This is a genomic window from Mesorhizobium sp. M1338, from assembly GCF_040318045.1.
In the GTDB taxonomy this organism is placed as follows: domain Bacteria; phylum Pseudomonadota; class Alphaproteobacteria; order Rhizobiales; family Rhizobiaceae; genus Mesorhizobium.
In genome coordinates this window covers 46648-69748 of the sequence record NZ_JAMYLL010000023.1, presented here as the reverse complement: position 1 = coordinate 69748, position 23101 = coordinate 46648, and the positions used below count along the sequence as shown (strand labels likewise).

General features: G+C 63.3%; 25 protein-coding genes. 12 read left to right on the top strand and 13 right to left on the bottom strand.

The window, feature by feature from the left end:
* The first annotated feature begins 202 nt into the window (after positions 1 to 202).
* Entirely contained in the window at positions 203 to 1627 is a 1425-nt protein-coding gene (locus NKH19_RS20165) for an SPOR domain-containing protein (RefSeq protein WP_352871836.1), read from the top strand.
* Positions 1628 to 1674: 47 nt separating this feature from the next.
* Here NKH19_RS20165 and NKH19_RS20160 read toward each other — a convergent pair whose 3' ends face one another.
* From NKH19_RS20160 to NKH19_RS20145, 4 genes are all read right to left on the bottom strand, one after another.
* Positions 1675 to 2373, bottom strand: coding sequence for a DnaJ domain-containing protein (locus tag NKH19_RS20160; protein WP_352871834.1), 699 nt, complete (start codon positions 2371 to 2373; stop codon positions 1675 to 1677).
* The gene (locus tag NKH19_RS20155) at positions 2373 to 3104 is read right to left on the bottom strand and encodes a vWA domain-containing protein (protein WP_352871832.1); all 732 of its coding nucleotides are present in this window, start codon (positions 3102 to 3104) and stop codon (positions 2373 to 2375) included. The genes NKH19_RS20160 and NKH19_RS20155 overlap by 1 nt, the downstream gene beginning before the upstream one ends.
* Before the next feature lie 83 nt (positions 3105 to 3187).
* Positions 3188 to 3625 carry a DUF1489 family protein gene (locus tag NKH19_RS20150; RefSeq protein WP_352871830.1) on the bottom strand — a complete coding sequence of 146 codons (438 nt, stop codon included), beginning with the start codon at positions 3623 to 3625 and terminating at the stop codon, positions 3188 to 3190.
* A 221-nt stretch (positions 3626 to 3846) separates the two neighbouring features.
* The gene (locus NKH19_RS20145; RefSeq protein WP_352871828.1) at positions 3847 to 5250 is read right to left on the bottom strand and encodes an L-serine ammonia-lyase; all 1404 of its coding nucleotides are present in this window, start codon (positions 5248 to 5250) and stop codon (positions 3847 to 3849) included.
* Between the two features lie 171 nt (positions 5251 to 5421).
* Here NKH19_RS20145 and NKH19_RS20140 point away from each other — a divergent pair, with 171 nt between their 5' ends.
* Positions 5422 to 6135: a DUF599 domain-containing protein gene (locus tag NKH19_RS20140; protein WP_352871826.1), complete on the top strand. Its 714-nt coding sequence runs from the start codon at positions 5422 to 5424 to the stop codon at positions 6133 to 6135.
* Here the strand turns inward: NKH19_RS20140 and NKH19_RS20135 are convergent.
* From NKH19_RS20135 to NKH19_RS20110, 6 genes are all read right to left on the bottom strand, one after another.
* Positions 6114 to 6905, bottom strand: a complete 792-nt coding sequence (locus tag NKH19_RS20135) for a YdcF family protein (protein WP_352871824.1) — start codon at positions 6903 to 6905, stop codon at positions 6114 to 6116. The two genes, NKH19_RS20140 and NKH19_RS20135, sit on opposite strands and share 22 nt — an antisense overlap.
* Before the next feature lie 129 nt (positions 6906 to 7034).
* Entirely contained in the window at positions 7035 to 8600 is a 1566-nt protein-coding gene (locus NKH19_RS20130; protein ID WP_352871822.1) for an amidase, read from the bottom strand.
* On the bottom strand, positions 8600 to 9055 hold the full coding sequence (locus tag NKH19_RS20125) for a GNAT family N-acetyltransferase (RefSeq protein WP_352982689.1): 456 nt from the start codon (positions 9053 to 9055) through the stop codon (positions 8600 to 8602). The genes NKH19_RS20130 and NKH19_RS20125 overlap by 1 nt, the downstream gene beginning before the upstream one ends.
* A 7-nt stretch (positions 9056 to 9062) precedes the next feature.
* On the bottom strand, positions 9063 to 9350 hold the full coding sequence (gene gatC, locus NKH19_RS20120) for an Asp-tRNA(Asn)/Glu-tRNA(Gln) amidotransferase subunit GatC (protein ID WP_352871818.1): 288 nt from the start codon (positions 9348 to 9350) through the stop codon (positions 9063 to 9065).
* A 130-nt stretch (positions 9351 to 9480) separates the two neighbouring features.
* Positions 9481 to 9867: a hypothetical protein gene (locus NKH19_RS20115; protein ID WP_352877838.1), complete on the bottom strand. Its 387-nt coding sequence runs from the start codon at positions 9865 to 9867 to the stop codon at positions 9481 to 9483.
* A 54-nt stretch (positions 9868 to 9921) separates the two neighbouring features.
* Positions 9922 to 10629 (bottom strand): metal-dependent hydrolase, encoded by a 708-nt coding sequence (locus NKH19_RS20110; protein ID WP_352871814.1) that lies wholly within the window; start codon positions 10627 to 10629, stop codon positions 9922 to 9924.
* A gap of 123 nt (positions 10630 to 10752) precedes the next feature.
* Between NKH19_RS20110 and ruvX the strand changes: the two genes are divergently transcribed.
* Positions 10753 to 11253, top strand: a complete 501-nt coding sequence (gene ruvX, locus NKH19_RS20105; RefSeq protein ID WP_352871811.1) for a Holliday junction resolvase RuvX — start codon at positions 10753 to 10755, stop codon at positions 11251 to 11253.
* On the opposite strand, the gene NKH19_RS20100 is transcribed toward ruvX, so the two are convergent.
* The 3 genes from NKH19_RS20100 to NKH19_RS20090 all read right to left on the bottom strand — a co-directional run bounded on the left by NKH19_RS20100 (position 11177) and on the right by NKH19_RS20090 (position 13878).
* Positions 11177 to 11512: a DUF6105 family protein gene (locus tag NKH19_RS20100; protein ID WP_352871809.1), complete on the bottom strand. Its 336-nt coding sequence runs from the start codon at positions 11510 to 11512 to the stop codon at positions 11177 to 11179. The two genes, ruvX and NKH19_RS20100, sit on opposite strands and share 77 nt — an antisense overlap.
* Positions 11512 to 12066 carry a hypothetical protein gene (locus NKH19_RS20095; protein WP_352982687.1) on the bottom strand — a complete coding sequence of 185 codons (555 nt, stop codon included), beginning with the start codon at positions 12064 to 12066 and terminating at the stop codon, positions 11512 to 11514. Before NKH19_RS20095 ends, NKH19_RS20100 begins: the two co-directional genes overlap by 1 nt.
* Positions 12067 to 12249: 183 nt before the next feature.
* Complete coding sequence (locus tag NKH19_RS20090) at positions 12250 to 13878, bottom strand: DNA alkylation response protein (protein ID WP_352871805.1); 1629 nt, start codon at positions 13876 to 13878, stop codon at positions 12250 to 12252.
* Positions 13879 to 14055: 177 nt separating this feature from the next.
* On the opposite strand from NKH19_RS20090, the gene NKH19_RS20085 reads away from it, so the two are divergent.
* From NKH19_RS20085 to NKH19_RS20045, 9 genes are all read left to right on the top strand, one after another.
* Positions 14056 to 15036, top strand: a complete 981-nt coding sequence (locus tag NKH19_RS20085; RefSeq protein ID WP_352871803.1) for an aspartate carbamoyltransferase catalytic subunit — start codon at positions 14056 to 14058, stop codon at positions 15034 to 15036.
* Complete coding sequence (locus NKH19_RS20080) at positions 15033 to 16319, top strand: dihydroorotase (RefSeq protein WP_352871801.1); 1287 nt, start codon at positions 15033 to 15035, stop codon at positions 16317 to 16319. The genes NKH19_RS20085 and NKH19_RS20080 overlap by 4 nt, the downstream gene beginning before the upstream one ends.
* Positions 16320 to 16377: 58 nt before the next feature.
* Positions 16378 to 16965, top strand: a complete 588-nt coding sequence (plsY, locus tag NKH19_RS20075; protein WP_352871799.1) for a glycerol-3-phosphate 1-O-acyltransferase PlsY — start codon at positions 16378 to 16380, stop codon at positions 16963 to 16965.
* 17 nt (positions 16966 to 16982) lie between these two features.
* On the top strand, positions 16983 to 18122 hold the full coding sequence (dprA, locus tag NKH19_RS20070; RefSeq protein WP_352871838.1) for a DNA-processing protein DprA: 1140 nt from the start codon (positions 16983 to 16985) through the stop codon (positions 18120 to 18122).
* 216 nt (positions 18123 to 18338) lie between these two features.
* A complete protein-coding gene (locus tag NKH19_RS20065) occupies positions 18339 to 19223 on the top strand; it encodes a dihydrodipicolinate synthase family protein (protein WP_352871797.1) in 885 nt (294 codons plus the stop codon).
* A 22-nt stretch (positions 19224 to 19245) separates the two neighbouring features.
* Positions 19246 to 19905: a GntR family transcriptional regulator gene (locus NKH19_RS20060; protein WP_352871795.1), complete on the top strand. Its 660-nt coding sequence runs from the start codon at positions 19246 to 19248 to the stop codon at positions 19903 to 19905.
* 62 nt (positions 19906 to 19967) lie between these two features.
* Positions 19968 to 21305: an ABC transporter substrate-binding protein gene (locus tag NKH19_RS20055; RefSeq protein WP_352871793.1), complete on the top strand. Its 1338-nt coding sequence runs from the start codon at positions 19968 to 19970 to the stop codon at positions 21303 to 21305.
* On the top strand, positions 21305 to 22243 hold the full coding sequence (locus NKH19_RS20050) for a carbohydrate ABC transporter permease (protein ID WP_352871791.1): 939 nt from the start codon (positions 21305 to 21307) through the stop codon (positions 22241 to 22243). Before NKH19_RS20055 ends, NKH19_RS20050 begins: the two co-directional genes overlap by 1 nt.
* A complete protein-coding gene (locus NKH19_RS20045; protein ID WP_352871789.1) occupies positions 22244 to 23065 on the top strand; it encodes a carbohydrate ABC transporter permease in 822 nt (273 codons plus the stop codon).
* The last annotated feature ends 36 nt before the right edge of the window (positions 23066 to 23101 follow it).

Genomic DNA, 23101 nt, shown 5'->3' with positions numbered 1-23101 from the left:
AAGTCAATATTTCAGGCGTGCGGGGCCCGCCTGCACCCCCAATGGCTAAAAATCGAATAAAGAGAGCTTCAAGTCCAAAGAAAATGGTGAACGCGGCGGTTACCATAAACGGATTGGTAACGCTGCCCCGGTAGCTTGGCCGGAAGCGAGGCAGGACCCTTTGCCGCCTCCAGCGCAACGAAGAAATCCAAGGGAAGTACCAGTGCGTAAGGCGTTGTTGGGCATCGTTTCCAAATCCACCTCCCCTCTCAAAACGATCATGATCATCGCCATGGCGATGGCGTTCGTTTGCGGCGACGTTGCCTCGTCGCTGGCGGCGAGGTCGGCGGCCATCGTCATCGACGCCAAGACCGGCAAGGTGCTGTATTCGGCGGACGCCGACGGCAGGCGCTATCCGGCATCGCTGACCAAGATGATGACGCTCTATCTGACCTTCGAAGCACTGGCGAAGGGCAAGATCAGCAGGAATTCGCAGGTTGTGTTCTCGGCCAACGCCGCGGCCGAGCCGCCGACGAAGCTCGGCGTCAAGGCGGGCGGTTCGGTTACGGTCGAAACCGCGATCCTGTCGATGGTCACCAAATCGGCAAACGACTCCGCAACCGCGCTCGGCGAAATGCTCGGCGGCAACGAAGCCACCTTCGCCCGCATGATGACCGCCAAGGCGCGTGCGCTGGGCATGAACGGCACCGTGTTTCGCAACGCCAACGGCCTGCCCAATCCCGGCCAGTTCACCACCGCACGCGACATGGCGACGCTCGGCATCGCGCTGAGGGAGCATTTCCCGCAGTATTACGGCTATTTCTCGCAGCGTTCCTTTCTCTACGGGCGCCAGCGCATCAACGGCCACAACCGTCTGCTCGGACGCATCAAGGGCGTCGACGGCATCAAGACGGGCTACACCCGCGCCTCCGGCTTCAACCTCGTCTCGTCGGTTTCCGACGGCAATCGCCGCATTGTCGGCGTGGTCATGGGCGGCACCTCCGGCGGCAGCCGCGACAACCAGATGGCCACCTTGATCAACACCTATTTGCCGAGGGCATCGACCCGCGGCGGCGGCGATCTGGTCGCCAAGGCCGGCGGTAACGACCCGATCACCGCGCTTGCCAAGGTGCTCCTGCCCAAGCACGACGCGCCGACGCCGGACGACAAGCCGATGGTGGCGCAGGACGATGCCACCGTTGCCGAGGACGCTACGGTCGCGGAAGACGACACCGCGCAGGCCGAAGAGGCAGCCCCGGTCATCAAGGCCAGGAAGGTCAAGACCGTCATCGTATCGGCCCCTCGGATTGCCACGGCCCAAGTCGTCGCTGCCTATGCCGAGCCGACTGCCGAGCCGACACCGGCGGCGGTTGTCGACCCGGTCAACACGGCGTCGGTACCGTCGGGTTGGGCCATTCAGGTCGCCTCTTCGCCAAAGCAGTCCGAAGCCCAGGCCTTCCTCGACAAGGCAACCAAGCAGGCGCCCAAGGTGCTGGCCGACGCATCCGGCTTCACAGTCGCCTTCGACAAGGACGGCGTCACCTACTACCGCGCCCGCTTCGGTGGCTTTGGTTCGAAGACCGCCGCCTGGAAGGCCTGTACCGCTTTGAAGAAGAAGAACATCGAGTGCTACGCCGTCCAGCAGTAGGACGGCGTGGAAGTCATCTCCCGGAAAAATTCTGCGTCGAAGGAGAACTAGTTGTGATTGGAGAGCAAGACGTCCTTGGCTTCATTAATCCGCGCCGCCAGGAAAGACGTGCCGCCGATATCGGGGTGCAGGCGCTGCATCAGGCGGCGGTGCGCCTTGCGGACATCCGCCGCGGCGGCCCCCGCTTCAAGACCAAGGACCTTGTAGGCCTCCTCCTTAGTCATGGCGCCCGAACCTGGCGCAACACCCAACCCTTCGCCACCGTTCGCCTCAGTGTTTTTGCGCCAGACGGGAAATCTGCCGTCAAGATACGTCTCTAGCAACTGCCGGCTCTCCGGATCGCCTGAGAGTTCCCGGTAGAGATGCTGCAACTCTCCCAGCCCCATCGCACCCAGCATCTTGCCTTCGTGGCGGCCAGCCAGGACCAGTCCTTCGAGGCCGCCGGTAGCGTGATCGAGCTCCATTTCCAATGCCGCGGTACGCACCGTCGAACGCTTGCCCTGCACCGGTCTGGCCGTCTGGTGTTTCATTCGCACCGAACCATACCAGGCAATTGCCGCGGCCAGTATGATGCCGGCGATGCCTTCGCGCCCGACCACAAGCAAGGCGACGCCGACCAGCGCCAAGAGAACCGGCCCGAGCGTGCGCATTCCACTTGCCAGTTTTCCCGGATCGGCGCGCAGAAAGATGGTCACCGCGCCGAGAAGCACCAGAAGCAATGCAACGAATAAGATAACCGCGCCCATCAGTTCCCGCCGCCCCGCAGATGCTCGATCATCAGCCGGTCTTCCGGCCTGCCTCTGGCCTCGAGCGCCTTCAGCCCGCCGGTTGCAAACACCGCAACCGCCGAAAGCAGTCCTGCCAAGGTCGCGGCAGCCCGGCGATCAAATCGGAACCAAGCCCCTTTGGACAACCGCGCGATTTCCTTAAACGCTTTTTCCGCGCCGGAATCATGACCTTCCTGGAAAACGAAGACAGGAACGCCATGCAGGCCGAGGCTGCCGGCCTTTTCGGCCAGATCGTCGATGTTTTCTTCCATGGCATCGCCGATATAGACCAGCGCATTGACCTTGACCGTAGCCGTCTGTTTCAGCGCATGCGCCAGCACCTTGCCGATCTGGGTGTGGCCGCTGCGGCATTGGATTCGCGTCATCAGTTGCTTCAAGGCATTGGTATCGGTCACGAAAGCGGACGAACGGCACTCGCCCAGGCCGCGAAAATAGACCAGTTGGACACTGAGGCTTCCGGCCTTGCCGACGGCATCGAACATCTGGCCCTGCAGCTCACAAGCCAGATCCCAGGTCGGCTGGCGGCTCATCGTCGCGTCGAGCGAAAGGATCAGCCTGCCCGAACCCGTCGCCGACGCAGCCAGCGTCCTTGCCTGGCGAAGAAAGGCTTCGATCTCGCCGGCATTGGATTGAGGTTTGACCGGCGCGGGATTGGGCCTTGCGGGCACGGGCTGCTTCTTGTCGTTCATGAAAACAAGATGTGGCGTTGTTCCACCGCTTGCAAGCCCTGCCCAAGGCAACATTGAGCGCCAGAGGCTTGGATTCTCGGGGCTCAGAGCAGACCGAGATCGGCAAGCTCGCGCCTGAGTTTCGGCGGCATCTCGATCAGCCCGGCCTTGCCCTGACCGAGATCGGCCGGCGCGTCCGCCGGCTTCAGATAGCGCCAGCCCTGGAAGGCCCGGCGCGGCTGCCAGTCGGTTCGAACAACCTCGGGGTCGAGAATCAGGTGGCAACGGCCGATGCCGTCACCGTCCGTGAACGGCCGGATCTCGGTGATCAGCTGGCGGCACTGCACATTGCCCTTGATCACCCAGTAGAGCGAACCGCCATCGGTAACTTCGGCACCGCGCGTCGGCATCATTCGGGTGGTGTGATAGTGCTCGACCGGCTCACCGGCGCGCCGCCGCTCGTCGAGACGGAAGGCGATCCACTCTTCGAGATCCTCGACGCTGTCGCAGCCGACACACAGTTTTATCAGATTGAGAGACATCGCTTAAGGTTAGTCCGCCGCGCGGACGCGTCAACGGCATGACCGACTTCTCCACAGTACCAATCCGCAAAATGACGCGTAGAGGCCGTTTCGAAATTCGCTCTGGCGAGTCATATGGTGGTGGTTCGAGAACCGGGGCGCAGCGGACATTCGGATCCGTGAGCACGGGAAGCGCAGAAAACGCCGCGAGATGGCTGCCGGAGTGGTTTCCAAACGGGCTCTCAGCACTCCACGACATTGACGGCAAGCCCACCAAGGCTGGTTTCCTTGTACTTCTCGTTCATGTCGAGACCGGTCTGGCGCATGGTCTCGATCGCCGCATCGAGCGGCACGAAATGGATGCCATCGCCCTTGATGGCCAGCGACGCGGCCGTCACCGCCTTGACGGCGCCCAGCGCGTTGCGCTCGATGCACGGCACTTGCACCAGCCCGCCGACCGGATCGCAGGTCATGCCGAGATGGTGTTCGAGCGCGATCTCGGCGGCGTTTTCGACCTGCTCGGGCGTGCCGCCCATGACGGCGCACAGGCCGGCCGCCGCCATCGCCGACGCTGACCCGACCTCGCCCTGGCAGCCGACTTCGGCGCCCGAGATCGAGGCGTTTGTCTTGATGATGCCGCCAACCGCGGCGGCCGTCAGAAGAAAGTCGCGGATGCTCGGCTGGTCGGCCTCCGGATGGAAATGCAGCCAGTAGCGCAGCACCGCAGGCAGCGTGCCGGCAGCGCCGTTGGTCGGCGCGGTGACGACCCGGCCACCGGCGGCATTCTCCTCGTTCACCGCCATGGCATAGATCGACAGCCAGTCATTGGCGAGTAGCGGATTGGGCTTGTTCTGCTGCCACTGTTCCTGCAGCTTGTCATGCAGCATGCGGGCGCGGCGGCGCACCTTCAGCCCGCCCGGCATGATGCCGTCCTGCGACAGGCCACGGTCGATGCAGCCCTTCATGGCGCTCCAGATGCCGTCGAGGCCGGCGTCGAGCTCCTCGCGCGACATCTGCGTCTCCTCGTTGACGCGCTTAATGTCGGCGATGGAAAGACCGCTTTTGCCGGCCATGGCCAGCATCTCGACCGCGTTCTTAAAGGGATAGGGCACTTTCTTGCCTTCTGTCGTCACCGAGCCCTTGGCCTTCATCCGCTGCAGTTCTTCTTCCGAAACCACGAAGCCGCCGCCGATCGAATAGTAGATGCGCTTGAGCAGCAGGCGGCCGCCTGAATCATAAGCGTAGAACGCCATGCCATTGGCATGGCCGGTGAGCGGAGTTTTGCGGTCAAGCACCAGATCGGTTGCCGGATCGAAGCGATAGGTGGGATGACCGGGCGGAGAAATGCGCTTTTCAGCGGTGATGCGGCTGGCAATGCCATCGGCCTGGTCGGGATCGACCGTCTGTGGCGTCAGACCGGCAAGGCCGAGCACGACGGCGCGATCCGAGCCATGGCCAATGCCGGTATAGGCGAGTGACCCGTGCAGGCTGGCACCAAGCCGGTCGACCTTCACACCCGCCGGGCGCGGCCAGTCATTTCCCGCGACCTCGTCGAGAAACCGCGCAGCCGCGGTCATCGGGCCCATCGTGTGCGAACTCGAAGGTCCTATGCCGATCTTGAACAGGTCGAAAACCGAAAGGAACACGCTGTGCTGTCTCCTGGAGTCAGGTCAAGGACTACATATAGGAATTCCCAAGGATGTTTCCGCTCTTTTGGAAATCGCGGCGCTGCACCCGCCGACCTTGTTTGCTCCGGCAGCGACATCGGTGCCGATGGATCATCGAAGCGATTGCGCCGAATGTGATAGATTCACGAGATGGGCGATTCCCTCGATCTTTCGACGGCCGATCTCGCGGCGCTGGCTTTTTTCCTGATCGCGTGGCTGCTGCACACGCTCGCCTCCGACGGCAAGCTGGTCAGCCGTATATCGCTGACCACGGCGATGAATGCGCAGCGGCAAACCTGGATGCGGACCATGGCCGAGCGCGAGATCCGCATCGTCGACACCGCCATCATGAGCGGTCTGCAGCAAGGCACCGCCTTTTTCGCGTCCAGCTCACTGATCGCGATCGGCGGCTGCTTTGCCTTGCTCGGCGCGTCGGACCGGGTTCTTGAAGTGCTCAGCGACCTGCCCCTGGGCGGCGCCCCGTCGCGTGCGGCCTTCCAGATAAAGGTCTTCGGACTGGTGCTGATCCTGGCGTTTTCGTTTTTCAAATTCGGCTGGGCGTACCGGCTGTTCAACTATTGCACGATCCTGATCGGCGCCGTGCCGATCCCGCATGGCGAAGCCTCGCGCAACCCTGTTACCGAAACGGCGGTGTGGCGTGCGGCGCAGATGAACATGCTCGCGGGAAAGCACTTCAACTCCGGCCTGCGCGGCGTGTTCTTCTCGATCGGCTATCTCGGCTGGTTCGTGGACCCCATGGTGTTCGTGTTGTCGACGCTGTTGCTGCTGGCCGTGCTGGTGCGGCGCCAGTTCTTCTCGGCGGCCAGGCAGGCGGTGATCGGTCAGCCGCCAGGAAAAGGCTGATCGATCCGGCCTGACAGCCAGTAGGCGATCAACCCGATCCATTCGCGGATCGCCACCGTCGTAGCCTGCAGCGAATCGGCTGGATTGTCGCGGAACAGGCCGATGCCTTCCCGCCCCGAGGTGCGATAGTCGACCGGCCAGGGAATGGTCGCAAACCCGGCCTTGTCGAACAGTGCCTTGGCCCGTGGCATATGGAAGGCAGAGGTCACCAGCAGCCAGGTCTCGCCGGGCTTCGGAGTCACCAATTCCTTGCTGAAGACGGCATTCTCATACGTGTTGCGGGATTTGTTCTCCAGGATCAGGCGATCGGCTGTCACACCAAGCGCGGTGAGCAGACGAGGCGCCGTGGCGGCGTCGCCCTCGCCGTCGAGAAACAGCTCGCCGGTGCCGCCGGAGACGATCACCTTGGCGGTGGGAAAGCGCCGGGCCAGAATTGCGGTCTCGACCATCCGATCGCCGCTGCTGTTCAGCTCATAGCCGCCGCGCACCAGGTTGATGGCGCCCTCGAAGCCACCGCCGAGCACGACGATGCCGTCGACCTTTTCCGGCAGCGGCGGGCGCGCGAAGCGCTCTTCCAGCGGCTTGAGCATCATGGCGCCAAGCGACGTCCAGGCTGACAGCGCAAGGATCAGAAATGCCAGCACGCTGCCGGTGACCGCCAGCCGCCGGCGGCCGATCATCGCCGCGAGCAATCCCGCCAGCAACAGGAAGATCGCCAGATTGAGCGGCTGGATGAAGAACCAGAAGATCTTGGAAAGATAGAAGAACATCGCTCACCCCATTACAGCGCCGCGCGTGCTTGGACGCGAAAAGGACGCTGTAACATTTTGATTTTGCGCATGATCCTTTCCGAAAATCGATGGCGATTTTCGGGGTCATGCGCTAGACGAGCGGCATCCTTACCACCACTTTTCCGGCTGAAATGTGCCGGCCGCCTGTTCGATGACGGCAGCGGTCTGGAACAGGGTTTCCTCGTCGAACGGCCGGCCGATGAGCTGCAGCCCGAGCGGCAGGCCCTTGGCGTCGAGGCCGGCGGGCACGGCGATGCCCGGCAGGCCAGCCATGTTCACCGTGACGGTGAAGATGTCGTTCAAATACATCTTGACCGGATCGGCGGCCATGTCCTCGTCGGCGATGCCGAAGGCGGCGGACGGCGTTGCCGGGGTCAGGATGACATCGACGCCGGCGGCGAAAACAGTCTCGAAGTCGCGCTTGATCAGATTGCGCACCTTCTGCGCCTGCAGGTAGTAGGCGTCGTAATAGCCGGCCGACAGCACATATGTGCCGATCATGATGCGGCGTTTGACCTCGCGGCCGAAACCGGCGGCGCGGGTCTTCTCGTACATGTCGACGATATCCTTGCCCGGCACGCGCAACCCGTAGCGGACGCCGTCATAACGCGCGAGGTTGGACGAAGCCTCGGCCGGCGCCACGATATAATAGGCCGGCAGCGCGTATTTGGTGTGCGGCAGGGAAATGTCGACGATCTCGGCGCCGGCATCCCTGAGCCAGGCAATGCCTTTCTGCCACAGCGCCTCGATCTCTTCGGGCATCCCGTCGACGCGGTATTCCCGGGGAATGCCGACCTTCATACCCTTGATCGGCTTGCCGATCGCCGCCTCATAATCCGGCACGGGCCGATCGACCGACGTCGTGTCCTTCGGATCGACGGACGCCATCGACTTCAACAGGATCGCGGCATCGCGCACGTCACGGGCGATCGGCCCGGCCTGGTCGAGCGACGAGGCGAAGGCGACGATGCCCCAGCGCGAGCAGCGGCCGTAGGTCGGCTTGATGCCAACGGTGCCGGTGAAGGCGGCCGGCTGGCGGATCGAGCCGCCGGTATCCGTCGCCGTGGCGCCGGCACACAGGAAAGCCGAGACCGCGGTCGCCGAACCGCCGGAAGAACCGCCCGGCACCAGCTGCGCATTGTCCAGGCTGCGCGCGGTCCTGGTGCCGCCGGCCGAAACGAAGCCGCCGTCACCCTGATGCGTCGTCGGCATCACCACTGTGTCCAGGCGCGAGCGCCGCCATGGGTTGATGACCGGACCATAGTAGGACGTCTCGTTGGAAGAGCCCATGGCGAACTCGTCCATGTTGAGCTTGCCGAGCATCACCGCCCCGTCGGCCCACAGATTGGCGGTAACTGTCGATTCGTAGCGCGGCTTGAAGCCGTCGAGCACATGGCTGCAGGCTTGGGTATGGATACCTTCGGTCCCAAACAGGTCCTTGATGCCGAGTGGGATGCCTTCCAGCGCACCGCCCTCGCCCTTAACCAGCCTTGCGTCGGACGCCTTGGCCATGTCGCGCGCCTTGTCGCCGGTCACCGCGACATAGGCATTGAGCGCCGGATTGGCGCGATCGATGGCCGAGAGATAGGCCTCGGCGATCTCGGTCGCGGTGATCTCCTTGCCGCGCAGCTTGGCGCGGGCCTGCGAAATCGTCAGCTGGGTCAGGTCGCTCATCAAAGGCTCTTTTCGTAAAACACCGACCACTCGGAATCGGGATAATCCAGCACCGGGCCGCAGCGCGAAAACCCGGCACGTTCGTAGACAGTCCAAGCGGCGGGATGGCGATCACCCGTCTCCAGCACCAGGCGCTTCAGCCCCTCATTGCGCGCCAGCGCTTCGACCCGCTCGACGATCCTGGCGCCGATCTTGCGGCCGCGATGCGAAGGCCGCGTGTACATACGCTTGACCTCGCCGATGGCGCTGTCATGGCGCTTCAACGCACCGCAGCCGACAGCGAGACCATCCTCGCGGGCGATGAAAACGGTCGTATCGTCGTCGGCCATCTGCTCGACCGTCAGATGGTAGCAGTGCTCCGGCGGCGTCAATTCGAGCAAGGTTTCATTGAGTTCCTCGACCAGGCCGCGCACGTCGTCCTGCAGCGGCGTCTCGATGGCGATCTCGATTGCCATCGGCCCGTTACTCCATGACCTTCGGAACGAGGAAGAAATTCTCGTCGGTCGCCGGCGCGTTGGCGACGATATCGGTCGCCTTGCTGCCGTCGGTAACAACATCCTGGCGCTTCTTCATCTCCATCGGTGTCACCGAGGTCATCGGCTCGACGCCGGAAACATCGACCTCGTTCAGCTGCTCGACGAAGCCCAGTATGGCGTTCAGCTCGCCGGTCATGCGTTCGGCATCTTCTTCACTCACCGCGATGCGGGCAAGATGCGCGACTCGCTTCACTGTTTGCAGATCAACGGACATGTTTTTGCCTCGGGGAAAACCAGTTCGGGCTATAGCGGCGGCGCGCGCGGTGCGCAACATGCATCGTGCGGAAGACCGGACCGTGGTGGCGGCCCGGCTCTCGGCCATCGGTCCAAGGGCAAGGTGCTGTCTACGGCAGGGCAACGCCCTCGCACAGATAGTAGCTGCCGCTGTTGCCGCTTGCCTCGCTTTCGTTATCGGTGGGCCGAACCGACACGAGATCGACTTGCTTCGGGTTCATTTGCGTCACCGAGAGGACATCGGGAAAGACATAGCCCGGTTCCTGGCAGATGGCCGTCACCGCCCAGCTTGGCGAAGCCGCCGCCTTGCTGATCTGCAGAAACTCGCAATTGTATTCGACGCCTTGCAGGCCGCGCGCCGAAAGCACGATGTTGCCGGCGTCGATAAGCGTTTGCAGCGTGTCCTTCTTGGCCTGTTTGCAAAGCTCCTCGGACTGAAGATAGACGCCCTCGATGAAATCATCCGCGGCGAGCGCGGGCGACGCAGCGACAAACATGGACACGCAAAGAGATCGCCCCAACATCATGGATTTATTCCGCTTTAGCTGTTTCTAGATCGCAATCGTCTCACCGATTTTCGGCAATGCCACCTTTACACTGGACCCTTCCAGGCCGGCCTCGAACTTGTCGGGCGTCGGATCGATCATCGGAAACGTGCCGAAGTGACAGGGAATCACGGTCTCGAACTTGAAGAAGCGTCGGCAAGCAAGTGCCGCCACCGCACCGCCCATGGTGAAACGGTCGCCGATCGGAACGATGCCGATCTTGGGTTCATGCAACTCGTTGATCAGCGCCATATCGGAAAAGATGTCGGTGTCGCCCATGTGGTAGAGCGTTTTGTCTTCCGGGAAGTGCAGGACGAGACCACCGGGATTGCCGAGATAGACATTCTTGCCACCCTCTTGGCCAAACGAGGAGGAATGCAGCGCCTGGACGAACGTGGTGGTGAAGCTGCCGCAATCAACGGTACCGCCGATGTTGCCGGGATTGATCTTCTTGTCGCTGACGCCTTTGCCGACCAGATACATGCAGATCTCGAAATTCGCGACCAATTGGGCGCCACTTTTGCCAAGCACTTCCAGCGCGCCGCTGATGTGGTCGCTGTGTCCATGCGTCAGCAGCACATGCGTGATGCCCTCGGCCGGTCCTTCCCAGCCGCCCGTCCAGGACGGATTGCCGATCAGGTAGGGATCGATGAGTATCTTGGCGTCAGCCGTATCAATGCGAAAGGCCGAGTGGCCATACCAGGTCAGTTTCATGAATGCATTCCTCGATTTTTGGCTTGCCAGAGGATAGAACGCCGATAGACCGGAGATCAAAGGGTTCCTGTGCCCGTTGTGCGTTTGAGAGAACACAACGCGGTGAAAGATGAAGGACGGCTGGTGGGCATTATCACGATCGAGGAATTGCCGGCGCGGCTAACCGAAGGCAAGACGCTGGCCGGGCTTGACCTCGGCGACAAGACGATCGGCGTCGCGGTCTCGGACCAGAGGTTTTCTTTCGCCCATCCGCGCCCGGTCATCATGCGAAGGAAATTCTCGCTCGATGCGGCGGTGCTGCTCGCCTTGCTGCAAAAGGAGAATGCCGGCGCGGTGGTGATTGGGCTGCCGATCAACATGGACGGTTCGGAAGGGCCGCGCGCGCAGAAATCGCGCGCCTTCGTCCGCAACATGGCGCAGATGAGCGACCTGCCCTTCGTGTTCTGGGACGAAAGGCTATCGACGGTAGCGGCCGAAAGGACGCTGATCGAGATGGACTTCTCGCGCCGCAAACGCGCCGGCAAGATCGATTCGGCGGCAGCCGCGTTTATTCTGCAGGGAGTTTTGGACCGGCTTCAGTCGCTCCACGCATCCGGTCGAACGGACCCGCCCAGCGCTGTTTGACCCAACTGGCGATTTCCCGGCGGCGGCGGAATGCCCAAAGCGCCATCAGCAGCAACCCGTCGAAGATGCACGTCTTCGCCACCATACCGGGGATGATCGCCGGGTCGGTGCCGAGCATCTGGCCATAGAACTGGAAGAAGAAGTCGTGCATCTGTCGGCTGAGCATCGTGTAGCCGAAATTGATGTCATTGGCCGACAGATAGAACCAGCCCCAGAATATCGCCATGGGGGCCGCCCAGAATGCGAAGATGTAACGCATCAGCGCTCTCCCCCGGGATTGGAGCCTGTTCGGCCCGATATGAGTGAAAGCAGCGAATTGTGGGCCGCGGCCTTTGCCATGCCGTGCGCGACGGCGCGGATTTCGCCCTCGCCCGAAGCTGCCGCAACCACGGAGCGCCGCTCGGCAAGCATGGCGACATAGGACGCCAGAAGTGCTGCCAACTGCACGGCGACAGCCATGAACATCCCATTGATGCCTTGCGCGGCGCCACCGATGACGATCAGAGACAACACGCCGGATGCGCAGATGAAGGCGATGCGGGCAACGCTGTCGACGCCCTGGCTGGTCGCGTCGTTGATCAGGGCTTCGACAAAAGCCCAGAAAAACAGCACAGAGACGACAAGCAATGCTGTCGCGAGCGGCGCCACGACGACGAATTTGTCGAGGTCGATGAAGCGGCTGTCCTCGATTGTAGCTCCAAACACGCCGAGAGCCGTCGCCACACCACGGCTTCCGTCGATGCAGATGAGCGCGAGCAGGGCGAAAACGATCGCCCAGTGCAAGGCCAGAAAAGAGGTCAGTACGTGTCGCATCGCCGTTCCCGCTTCGCAAAGCAAGGGGCGGCCAATCTGAACCATTCCCTGCTTTCGCCGGGACAGTGGGCCTTGCCGCTCGCCATCGCAACGGAAACCATTTGTTAAGGTTAACGGCGATTAGCCATACGCATCGGGATGCTCGCCGACGCATCAAACGCCGGTTTTTGCGATGCTCGCGGCTCAATTCACCGGCGGATAGAGTGTGTCGATGATCATGCGCGCATCGTGGCGCGAATCGAGCATGCCATAGGTGTTGCGCCATTGGCCGGCCAAACGCGTCTCGACGAAAGCATCTGCGATCCGCCCTGCCCCCAGCCGGCGCAACTCAGCCGCTGCCGCCGAAAGCGCCAGTTGTTCGGTGAGCAGACGGGCCGAGCCCTCATCGGTTGACGCAACCTGCATCGCCGCCTTCAGCACGCCGATCGTGCCGCGTCCGCCAGCGCCGAGATCGCGATCGATGCCGGCCAACACATCCTCGAACAGGCCAGGCGCGCGACCAAGCACGCGCAGCACGTCGAGCGCCATGACATTGCCCGAGCCTTCCCAGATCGCGTTGACCGGGGCTTCGCGATAGTAGCGGGCGAGCGGCGCCTCCTCGACATAGCCATTGCCGCCGAGACATTCCATCGCTTCGTAAAGCAGCGGTGGCGCGATCTTGCAGACCCAGTATTTGACGACCGGCGTCATGGCGCGGGCGAACGCCGCCTCGCCGCGATCGCTCGCCGCCTCGTCGAAGGACCGCGCCAGCCGGAACGACAGCGCGGTGGCTGCCGCCACATCGAGCGCCATGTCCGCAAGCACGCGCTGCATGAGCGGCTGCTCGATCAAGGTCGAGCCGAACACCTGGCGGTGACGGGCGTGATGAACGGCCTCGGCCAGACCCGCGCGCATGATCGCCGACGATGCGATGGCACAATCGAGCCGGGTCAGGGTGACCATGTCCATGATCGTCTTCACGCCGGCACCCGGTTCGCCGACCATCTCGCCGATGGCGTTGACGAATTCCACTTCGGAAGACGCGTTGGAGCGGTTGCCGAGCTTGTCCTTCAGCCGCTGAAAACGGAAGCCGTTGCCCGACCCGTCGCCGAGAACGCGCGGCACCAGAAAGCACGACAATCCCTCCGGCGCCTGCGCCAGCACCAAGAACGCGTCAGACATCGGCGCCGACATGAACCATTTGTGCCCGGTCAGGCGATAAAACCCGCTGCCGGCGCGCTCGGCCCTCGTCACATTGGCGCGCACATCGGTGCCGCCCTGTTTCTCGGTCATGCCCATGCCGAGCGTCAGCCCGGTCTTCTCGACCGGCGGCCTTTGGCTGTGGTCGTATTTGCGCGTCGTCACGCGCGGCGCCCATTCGCGAAACAGTTTTGGGCTGGCCATCAAGGCCGCCAGCGAAGCGTTGGTCATGGTGATGGGGCAGAGATGCCCGGTCTCGAGCTCCGCCGTCAGGTAAAACCGGGCGGCGCGGACCTGATGTCGGCGGCCGATCTCGGCGTCGCCGTTTTCCCAGACCGAGGAATGCAGCCCGTTGGCCACTGAGCGGCGCATCAAGGCGTGATAGGCGGGATGGAACTCGACCACATCGATGCGCCGCCCCTGGCGATCATGCGTCCTGAGCTTCGGCGTCTCGACATTGGCGAGCCGCGCCAGTTCCTGCGCCTCTTGCGTCAGCACGAAACGGCCGAGCCCGTCGAGATCCTTGCGCACCGGATCGGAAAAACGCTCCGCGAGCTGGATCAGCAACGGATCGCCCCGCCAGGCGTTGCCGCCCGTCAGCGGCGGCGGCTGGTTCGTCACGTCGTCGGTCACGCCCAATCCTTCTATCGGCAGAAAGGCCCTTGTCGTCAGAAAGCCACGAATCCGAGGCCGTCGGCTAGGTATAGCCAAGCGTTGCCGCCCGCGCGATGAAAATACCGGGGAGAACGGCTCCAATCCAAAGCTGGCGCTTGCAGCCGCAAAATCTCCACCCTATAGCAGCGCCTTGAGATGACCGACGCTTCGTCCCTGCCACTCTACCCTCACCGCCATCTTTTGGGCATCCGCGATCTTTCCCCCGCCGACATCGAGCTATTGCTCGACCGGGCGGACCGCGCGGTCGCGATCTCGCGGCAGTCCGAGAAGAAAACCTCGACGCTGCGCGGCCGCACACAGATCAACCTGTTCTATGAGGCGTCGACACGTACGCAGTCGTCGTTCGAGTTGGCTGGAAAGCGGCTCGGCGCCGATGTCATGAACATGTCGGTGGCGAGTTCCTCGGTGAAGAAGGGCGAAACGCTCATCGACACCGCGATGACGCTGAACGCCATGCGGCCCGACATCCTGATCATCCGCCACCAGTCGGCCGGCGCCGCCGCCCTTCTGGCGCAGAAGGTCGGCTGTTCCGTCGTCAATGCCGGCGACGGCGCGCATGAACACCCGACACAGGCGCTGCTCGACGCGCTGACCATCCGCCGCGCCAAAGGCCCGCTGTCGAAGCTGATCGTGGCGATCTGCGGCGATATCCTGCACTCGCGTGTGGCGCGCTCGAACATCATGCTGCTCAATGCGCTTGGCGCCCAGGTGCGCGTCGTCGCACCGTCGACGCTGCTGCCCACCGGCATCGAGAAGATGGGCGTCATCGTCACCCGCTCGATGGCCGAGGGTCTCAAGGGCGCCGACGTGGTGATGATGCTGCGCTTGCAGCGCGAGCGCATGGAAGGTGCCTTCGTGCCTTCGGTGCGCGAATACTTCCGCTATTTCGGCCTCGACGCCGAGAAATTGAAGGCCGCCAAGGACGACGCGCTGGTGATGCACCCCGGTCCGATGAACCGCGGCGTCGAGATCGCCTCGGAAATCGCCGACGGTCCGCAGAGCGTCATCCAGGAACAGGTCGAGATGGGCGTTGCTTTGCGCATGGCCGTGATGGAAGCCCTGCTCGACCCCCGTCGCAATCAAGAGGGCCGCAATCAAGAGGGCCGCGGCGCATGATCACAACGGTCTTCGAGCGCGCCCGCATCGTCGACCCGTCGCGCGGTCTCGACGAAGTAGGCACCGTCATCGTCGAGGGCCGCAAGATCGTTGCCGCCGGCAAGGCGGCACTCAACCAGGGGGCGCCCGAGGGCGCTATCGTCATCGACTGCGCCGGCAAGGCGATCATTCCGGGCCTGATCGATGGCCGCGTGTTCATCGGCGAGCCGGGCGGCGAGCATCGCGAAACCATTGCGTCGGCAAGTGTCGCGGCGGCAGCCGGCGGCGTCACATCGATCGTCATGATGCCCGACACCGATCCCGTGATCGACAATGTGGCGCTGGTCGAGTTCGTGCTGCGCACCGCCAAGGACACGGCAAGCGTCAACGTCTTTCCGGCGGCGGCAATCACCAAGGGCCTCGACGGGCGCGAAATGACGGAATTCGGCCTGCTGCGCGAAGCCGGCGCCGTCGCCTTCACCGATGGCCGTCACACCATATCGAGCGCGCTGGTGATGCGCCGTGCGCTGACCTATGCACGCGACTTCGGCGCCACCATCGTGCATGAAACCCAGGACGCCGACCTCGGTTCGTCCGGCGTGATGAACGAAGGCCTCTACGCCAGTTGGCTCGGCCTCTCCGGCATTCCGCGCGAAGCCGAATCCATCCCGCTGGAGCGTGATCTTGCCCTTGCGCGGCTGACGCACGGCTCCTATCACGCGGCGAAGATCTCGACGGCGATGGCGGCAAACGCCGTGACACGCGCGAAAGCCGATGGTGCGGCCGTGACGTCAGGCATCGCGATCCACAATCTGTCGTTGAATGAAAACGATGTCGGCGAATACCGCACCTTCTTTCGCCTGACACCGCCTTTGCGCGCCGAGGAAGACCGGCTGGCGGTGATCGAGGCGGTCAGGAATGGCACGATCGACATCATCGTCTCCTCGCACGACCCGCAGGACGTCGACACCAAGCGCTTGCCTTTCGCCGATGCGGCGGCCGGCGCCATCGGGTTGGAGACGCTTCTCGGTGCGGCATTGCGGCTCTACCACAATGGCGACGTGCCGTTGCTCCGGCTGATCGAAACGCTCTCCACCGCTCCCGCAAAACTGTTCGGGCTGCCCGGCGGCACGCTGAAGCCGGGCGCAGTCGCCGATCTTGCGCTTGTCGATCTCGACGAACCCTGGATCGTCAGCGAGAGCGGCATTCGTTCGCGCTCGAAGAACACCTGTTTCGAAGGCGCGCGCATGCAAGGCAGGGTCTTGCAAACGTTGGTGGCGGGCCGCACAGTGTTCTCGATCTGAGCTGGCCACCGCGCACCGCGCCTGATCCAGACAAACTGGAGGAAATGCGGGGGAAACAATGACTTACAGCCTGATCTTGGCGTTGGTTTTCGGCTATTTGCTTGGTTCGATTCCTTTCGGACTGCTGCTTACCCGCGCGGCCGGCCTCGGCGATGTGCGCAAGATCGGCTCGGGCAACATCGGCGCCACCAATGTTCTGCGCACCGGCAACAAGGGCCTTGCCGCCGCAACGCTGCTGCTCGATGCGCTGAAGGGCACGGCCGCCGTGCTGATATCGGGCCATTTTTCGCCTGAACTGGCGATCTGGGCAGGCCTTGGCGCCTTTCTCGGCCATCTCTTCCCGGTATGGCTGGGCTTCAAGGGCGGCAAGGGCGTCGCCACCTATCTCGGCGTGCTGATCGGCCTTGCCTGGCAGGTGGCGCTGATCTTCGCCGTCGTCTGGCTGATGATGGCATTCCTGTTCCGTTATTCCTCGCTGGCGGCGTTGACGGCGGCGGTCATCGTGCCGATCGCCCTCTATCTCTTGAGCACCCCGCCGATTGCCGGGCTGTTCGTTGTGATGAGCATCATCGTTTTCATCAAGCACCGCGAAAACATTTCACGCCTGCTTGCAGGCACCGAGGGCAAGATCGGAGCCAAGGAGTGAGCGATCGCGCCACCGCGGTGAGCGAGCCGGCTGCCGGGCCGCGCCTCAGCGACCGGCAGCGGCTGAGCTGGCTGCGGCTGATCCGCACCCAGAATGTAGGCCCCGCCTCTTTTCGCGACCTGATCAACCGCTTCGGTTCGGCCGAAGTGGCGCTCGAAATACTGCCGGAGCTTATGATTTCAGGCGGCGCCCGCCGGATCGCCCGCATCCCTACCATTGCCGAAGCCGAGGCCGAATTGGAGACGGCCCGTAAAGCGGGCGCGCGCTTTGTCGGTATCGGTGAAACAGACTATCCGCCGCTTTTGCGCAACATGGACCATCCGCCGCCGCTGCTGGCGGTCAAGGGCAATGCCGCCGTGTTCCGGCTGCCGGGGGTCGCCATCGTGGGCGCTCGCAACGCATCGCTGGCCGGCATCAAGATGGCGCGCATGCTGGCGGCGGAACTCGGCCGCGACGGTTACGCAATCGTCTCCGGCCTGGCGCGTGGCATCGACACGGCGGCGCATCAGGGCAGTCTTGCGACCGGCACGATCGGCGTGCTGGCCGGAGGCCTCGACCTGCCCTACCCGCCCGAAAATGCCGGCCTGTGCGACGAGATTATCGAGCGCGGCGCCGTCATATCGGAAATGCCGTTCGGCTGGCAGCCGCGCGCCCAGGATTTCCCGCGCCGCAACCGCCTTGTCGCGGGCGCGGCCCTTGGACTGGTGGTTGTCGAGGCGGCGCAACGTTCGGGATCATTGATCAGCGCCAGGCTCGCCGGCGAAATGGGCCGGCTGGTTTTCGCCGTACCCGGCTCCCCGCTCGATCCACGTGCCGCCGGCACCAATGGCCTGCTCAAGGACGGCGCCACGCTGGTCACCGAGGCATCGGACATTTCCAGGGCGATCGCCCCGCTGACCGGCATGCGGGCGCCCGACGTGCCGCCGTTCGAAGAGCCGCCCGACTTCTCGGTCACACCGCCGCCCGGCGAAAGCGACCGCGCGCGCGTCATCGAGGCGCTCGGCCCGGCGCCCGTGCCGATCGACGAGATCATCCGCCACACCGGCCTGCATCCGGCCCAGGTGTTCATGGTGCTGCTGGAGCTCGACCTCGCCGGCCGGCTCGAACGCCACGCCGGCGGACATGTCTCGCTGGTGTTCGGGGATTCTTCAGCCTGACCTGAGAACACCTGATCTGAGATATATGAACTGAGAATGGGTGACGTCTTGCTCCGGAGCGACGTTGCTCGCATTCTGGAAGCGACGGATGTCGATGTCGCGGAAAGAGAACTCGCTGTGTTCTGCGATAGATTTTAAAAAATGCATCACCACGATTTACAACTGACATGTTAGCGAGATATCACTGCCGGCGAACTTCCTTTCGGAGACTTCCCGGTGACCTCACGCTTTGGCCTTTCAGCCGCTCTCGCCACGCCGTTTGATGCCTCCGGGCAGATCGCCATCGCGCCGATGATCGCCCAGGCCAGGCGTTGCCTGGCCGAGGGCTGCGGCAGCGTCACGCTTTTCGGCACCACCGGCGAAGGCGCATCGGTGGGCGCCTCGGAGCGGCGGTCGGTGACCGAAGCCATGCTGGCTGCCGGCATCCTGCCGCATCAGCTTGTTGCCGGCGTGCTGGTCGATGCGGCCGAAGACGCCGCCGAACAGGCACTGCATGCCTTGCAGCGCGGCGCCCGCAACATTTTGCTTGCGCCGCCGAGCTACTTCAAGAATGTCGGCGAGGATGGTCTTTTCGGCTGGTTTTCCACTGTTTTTACCACGCTTGGTCCCCTCGCCCGTGACGTACTTGTCTACAACATCCCGTCGGTCACGATGGTGCAGCTCTCGCTTGGCCTGATCGGCCGGTTGCGCACCGCTTTTCCGGATGTCGTTGCCGGGGTCAAGGATTCCGGTGGGGACTGGAGCTACAGCGAGGCCCTGCTCGGCGCCCATGGCGATCTGGTGATACTGATCGGCGACGAGCGGCATTTGGCGCGAGCGGTGCGAATTGGTGCTCAAGGCGCCATTTCCGGCATGGCCAATTTCGTCACCGGCGAGATCCGCGCCATGGCCGAGGACGGGCGCGATGATACCCGCGTAGAACGTTTTGTGCTCGAATTGCTCAAATACCCGGTCACGCCGGCGGTGAAGGTCATGGTGGCGCGCAAGACCGGCGACGATCGCTGGCTGGCGGTCCGCCCACCGCTGGAGCCGATCGCTTCGCAGGGGCGCCAACAGCTTGCCGCTGCCTATGACAGTCTGTTTGCCAAGGAATCAGCCTGACCGGCAAAGGAAACGCGCTGAAATGGAAGACGGCAGCGAACCGACCACCCTTAGGGAAAAAGCCTATGCCAGCTTCACGCGGCATTTGCTGGCCCGCGATCTGCTGCCGGGTCAGTTCGTGTCGCAGCGCGAACTGGTTGCCTTCACCGGCCTGCCACTCGGCGCCATTCGCGAAATCGTGCCGCGTCTCGAGGCCGAAGGGCTTTTGATGACGATCCCGCAGCGCGGCATGCAGATCGCCCATATCGACATCAGCCTGATCCGCGAGGCTTTTCAGTTCCGTCTGTTCATGGAGCGCGAAGCGGTGGCGCTGTTCACCGCCAGCGCCTCCGATGAGGAACTTGCCCGCCTGCGGCGCGAACATGAGGAGATGCTGGCGCAAGCCCTTTCGCAGGCGCCGACGCCGGAAATGGAAGCCAAGGCCCAAAGCATCGACTGGGCGATGCACGACACTTTCATCGACGCGCTGGGCAACGAGATCATCGCCAAGGCCTACCTGGTCAATTCGGTGAAGATCCGGCTGATCCATCAGGAGCGCTTTCGCATCGACGGGCGCGTCGTGCCGGTCATGCGCGAGCACCTCGCGGTCATCGAAGCCCTGGAGAGCCGCGATCCGCAGAAGGCGGTCGAGGCGATCAGCCTGCACATCGACAAGGCGCGCCGGCTGGCGCTGCAAATCTGAGGAAGCATGAGCCGCGCCGCGGTCGCGGCGCAATCGACAACGACAGCAACCGGGAGGAAGAAATGTCGTCCAATCTGTTCAACCCAACCAGGAGGCAACTCCTTCAAGGAACCGCGGCACTTGCCGCCGCCGGCATTGCTGGCGTCCGCCCGGGCTTTGCCGCCGGCGTCGACTGGAAGCGCTTTGCCGGCACGACGCTCGACGTCAATCTGGTCAAAAGCCCGCGCAGCGACACCCTCATAAAATATCTCGCCGAGTTCGAGGAATTGACCGGCATCAAGGTCAATGCCGAGGCGACGCCTGAGCAGCAGCAGCGCCAGAAGACGGTGATCGAGCTGAGCTCCGGCAAGCCGAGCTTCGACGTCGTGCATCTGAGCTACCATGTGCAGAAGCGGCAGTTCGAAAAGGGCGGCTGGCTGGCCGACATATCAGGCTATCTCACCGACCCCGCCCTGACCGACCCCGGGCTGGTCGAAAGCGATTTCGCCGATGCCGGCATGCTGTTCGCCAAGGACGGCCAGGGCGTGCTGCGCTCGCTGCCCTTCTCGGTCGACTACTGGATCGTCTACTGGAACAAGGAGCTGTTCGAGGCCAAGGGCCTCAAATATCCTGAAACCTTCGAGCAACTGGTGGCCGCCGCCGAGGCGCTGACCGACCCGTCGACCAACACCTATGGTTTCGTCGCCCGCGGCATCAAGAACGCCAACACGCCGGTGTGGACGTCACTGATGCTCGGCTACGACATGACGCCACTCGATGGTCAGGGGAAGCTGCGCACGACGTCGCCCGAGGCGATCGAGGCCGCCGGCCTCTACCAGAGGCTGATGACCAAGTCGGCGCCTCCAGGCGTCACCGGCTTCAATTGGGCCGAAGCGCAGTCCGCCTTCCTGCAAGGCAAGATCGGCATGTGGTTCGACGGTGTGGGCTTTGCCCCGCCAATGGAAAATCCGGAAAAATCGCGGGTGGTCGGCAAGGTCGGCTATGGCGTCATGCCCAAGGGCCCCAAGGCTCACGCCTCGGGCACCTTCGGCGACGGCATCGGCGTGACGGCCGTCAGCGAGAAGAAGGAGGCCGCCTATCTGTTCTGCCAGTGGGCAGTGTCGCCGGTCATGGGCGCGCGCCGGCGGCAGGCAGGCGCCGGCGTCCCGTTCCGCAAATCGGTGCTTGAAGATGCGAAAGTGCGCGAAGGCGTCACCATGCCGGCGAGCTGGCTCGACGCGGTGGTCGGCTCCGGCAATGTCAGCCGCCTGTCGCTGCCGGTCATCATCCCGGTCACCGAGTTCCGCGACATCTATGGCGTGGCGCTGACCAATTTGATCGCCGGCGCCGATCCGGCGGAGGAGCTGAAGAAGGCCACCGAACAATTCCAGCCGGTCCTTGACAGGAGCGAGCAAGGCTGATGTCCGCCACCACCCCAGAACGCACCGGGGTGACGACGCAAGCCATCGAAGGGGGCCAGACGATCCGGCTGGCTCCCAACTACTGGCCTTTCGTCGTTCCGGCGCTCGTCGTCGTCGGCGCAGTGATCGTCTTTCCCTGGGCTTTCACGCTGTGGATGAGCGTCAACCGCTGGACGCTCGGCCAGTCGCGAAGCTTTGCCGGGATGGAGAATTATCTACGGCTGGCGGTCGACCAACGCTTCTGGGAATCGCTGCTCCATACCTTGAGCTACACCTTCCTTTCGGTTGCCGCGCCGATGCTGCTTGGCACCATCGCCGCCCTGATCTTCGACGCCAGGTTTCCGCTGCGCGGCCTGTTGCGTGGCGTTTTCGTGATGCCGATGATGGCAACGCCCGTCGCCGTGGCGCTGGTCTGGACGATGATGTTTCATCCCCAGCTCGGCGTCCTCAACTACCTTCTGTCGCTGGTCGGCATCCCGGCGCAGGAATGGATCTTCAACGTCAACGCGGTCATCCCGTCGCTGGTCGCGGTCGAGACCTGGCAGTGGACGCCGCTGGTGATGCTGATCGTGCTGGGCGGCCTGGCGTCCGTGCCGCGCGAGCCGTTCGAGAGCGCCGAGATCGATGGCGCCAATGCCTGGCAGCAGTTCCGCTACCTCACTCTGCCGATGATCGCGCCGTTCCTGATGATCGCGGTGATCATCCGCACCATCGATGCGCTGAAGAGTTTCGACATCATCTACGCCATGACCCAGGGTGGACCGGGCACGGCTTCGGAGACCATCAACATCTATCTCTACAACACCGCCTTCTCCTATTACGACATCGGCTATGGCTCGGCCATGGCCGTGGTCTTCTTCATCGTCATCGTCGCCCTGTCCTTCATCCTCTTGATGTTGCGCCAGCGCTCCCAATGGATCGGCGTGGAGGGCAAATAGATGAGTTCACGGCTGCTCAACCAGATCGGGCTGTTTTTCGCGGCCCTGGTCTTCGTCTCGCCGGCGATCCTGTTCTTCCTCTGGATGATCTCGCTGTCGCTGAAATTCGAGATCGACAACGGCGCCTACCCGCCGATCCTGATCCCCGAACATCTCGCCTGGTCGAACTATGCAAAAGTGTTCGAGGAGAACAACTTCCTGCTTTATCTCTGGAATTCCGTTCTGGTGACCGGCACGGCGACGCTGCTGGCACTGCTGATCGGCGTGCCGGCCGGATATGGCATCGCACGGCTCAAGGCCGAGCGATCGGCGGTCGTCATCATGATCGCCCGCATGACGCCGGGGCTCTCCTATCTCATCCCGCTGTTTCTGTTGTTCCAATGGGTCGGCATTCTCGGCACGCTATGGCCGCAGATCATCATCCATCTGGTGGTGACCGTGCCGATCGTGGTCTGGGTGATGATCGGCTATTTCGAGACCACGCCGATGGAGCTGGAGGAAGCGGCCAACATCGACGGCGCCAGCTCCTGGCAGGTGTTCCGGCTGGTCGCTTTGCCCATCGCCAGGCCGGGCATCGTGGTTGCCTTCATCCTGTCCGTCATCTTCTCATGGAACAATTTCGTCTTCGGCGTGGTGCTCGCCAGCCGCGAAACGCGCACGCTGCCGGTCGCCGTCTACAACATGCTTTCCTACGAGCAGGTGAGCTGGGGTCCGCTCGCCGCCGCGGCACTTGTGGTGACGTTGCCGGTGCTGGTTCTGACCATGTTCGCACAAAGGCAGATCGTCGCGGGACTGACCGCCGGCGCCGTCAAGGGCGGCTGAATGCCGCCCGACATCAAACTTTTTTCGAGGAAACCC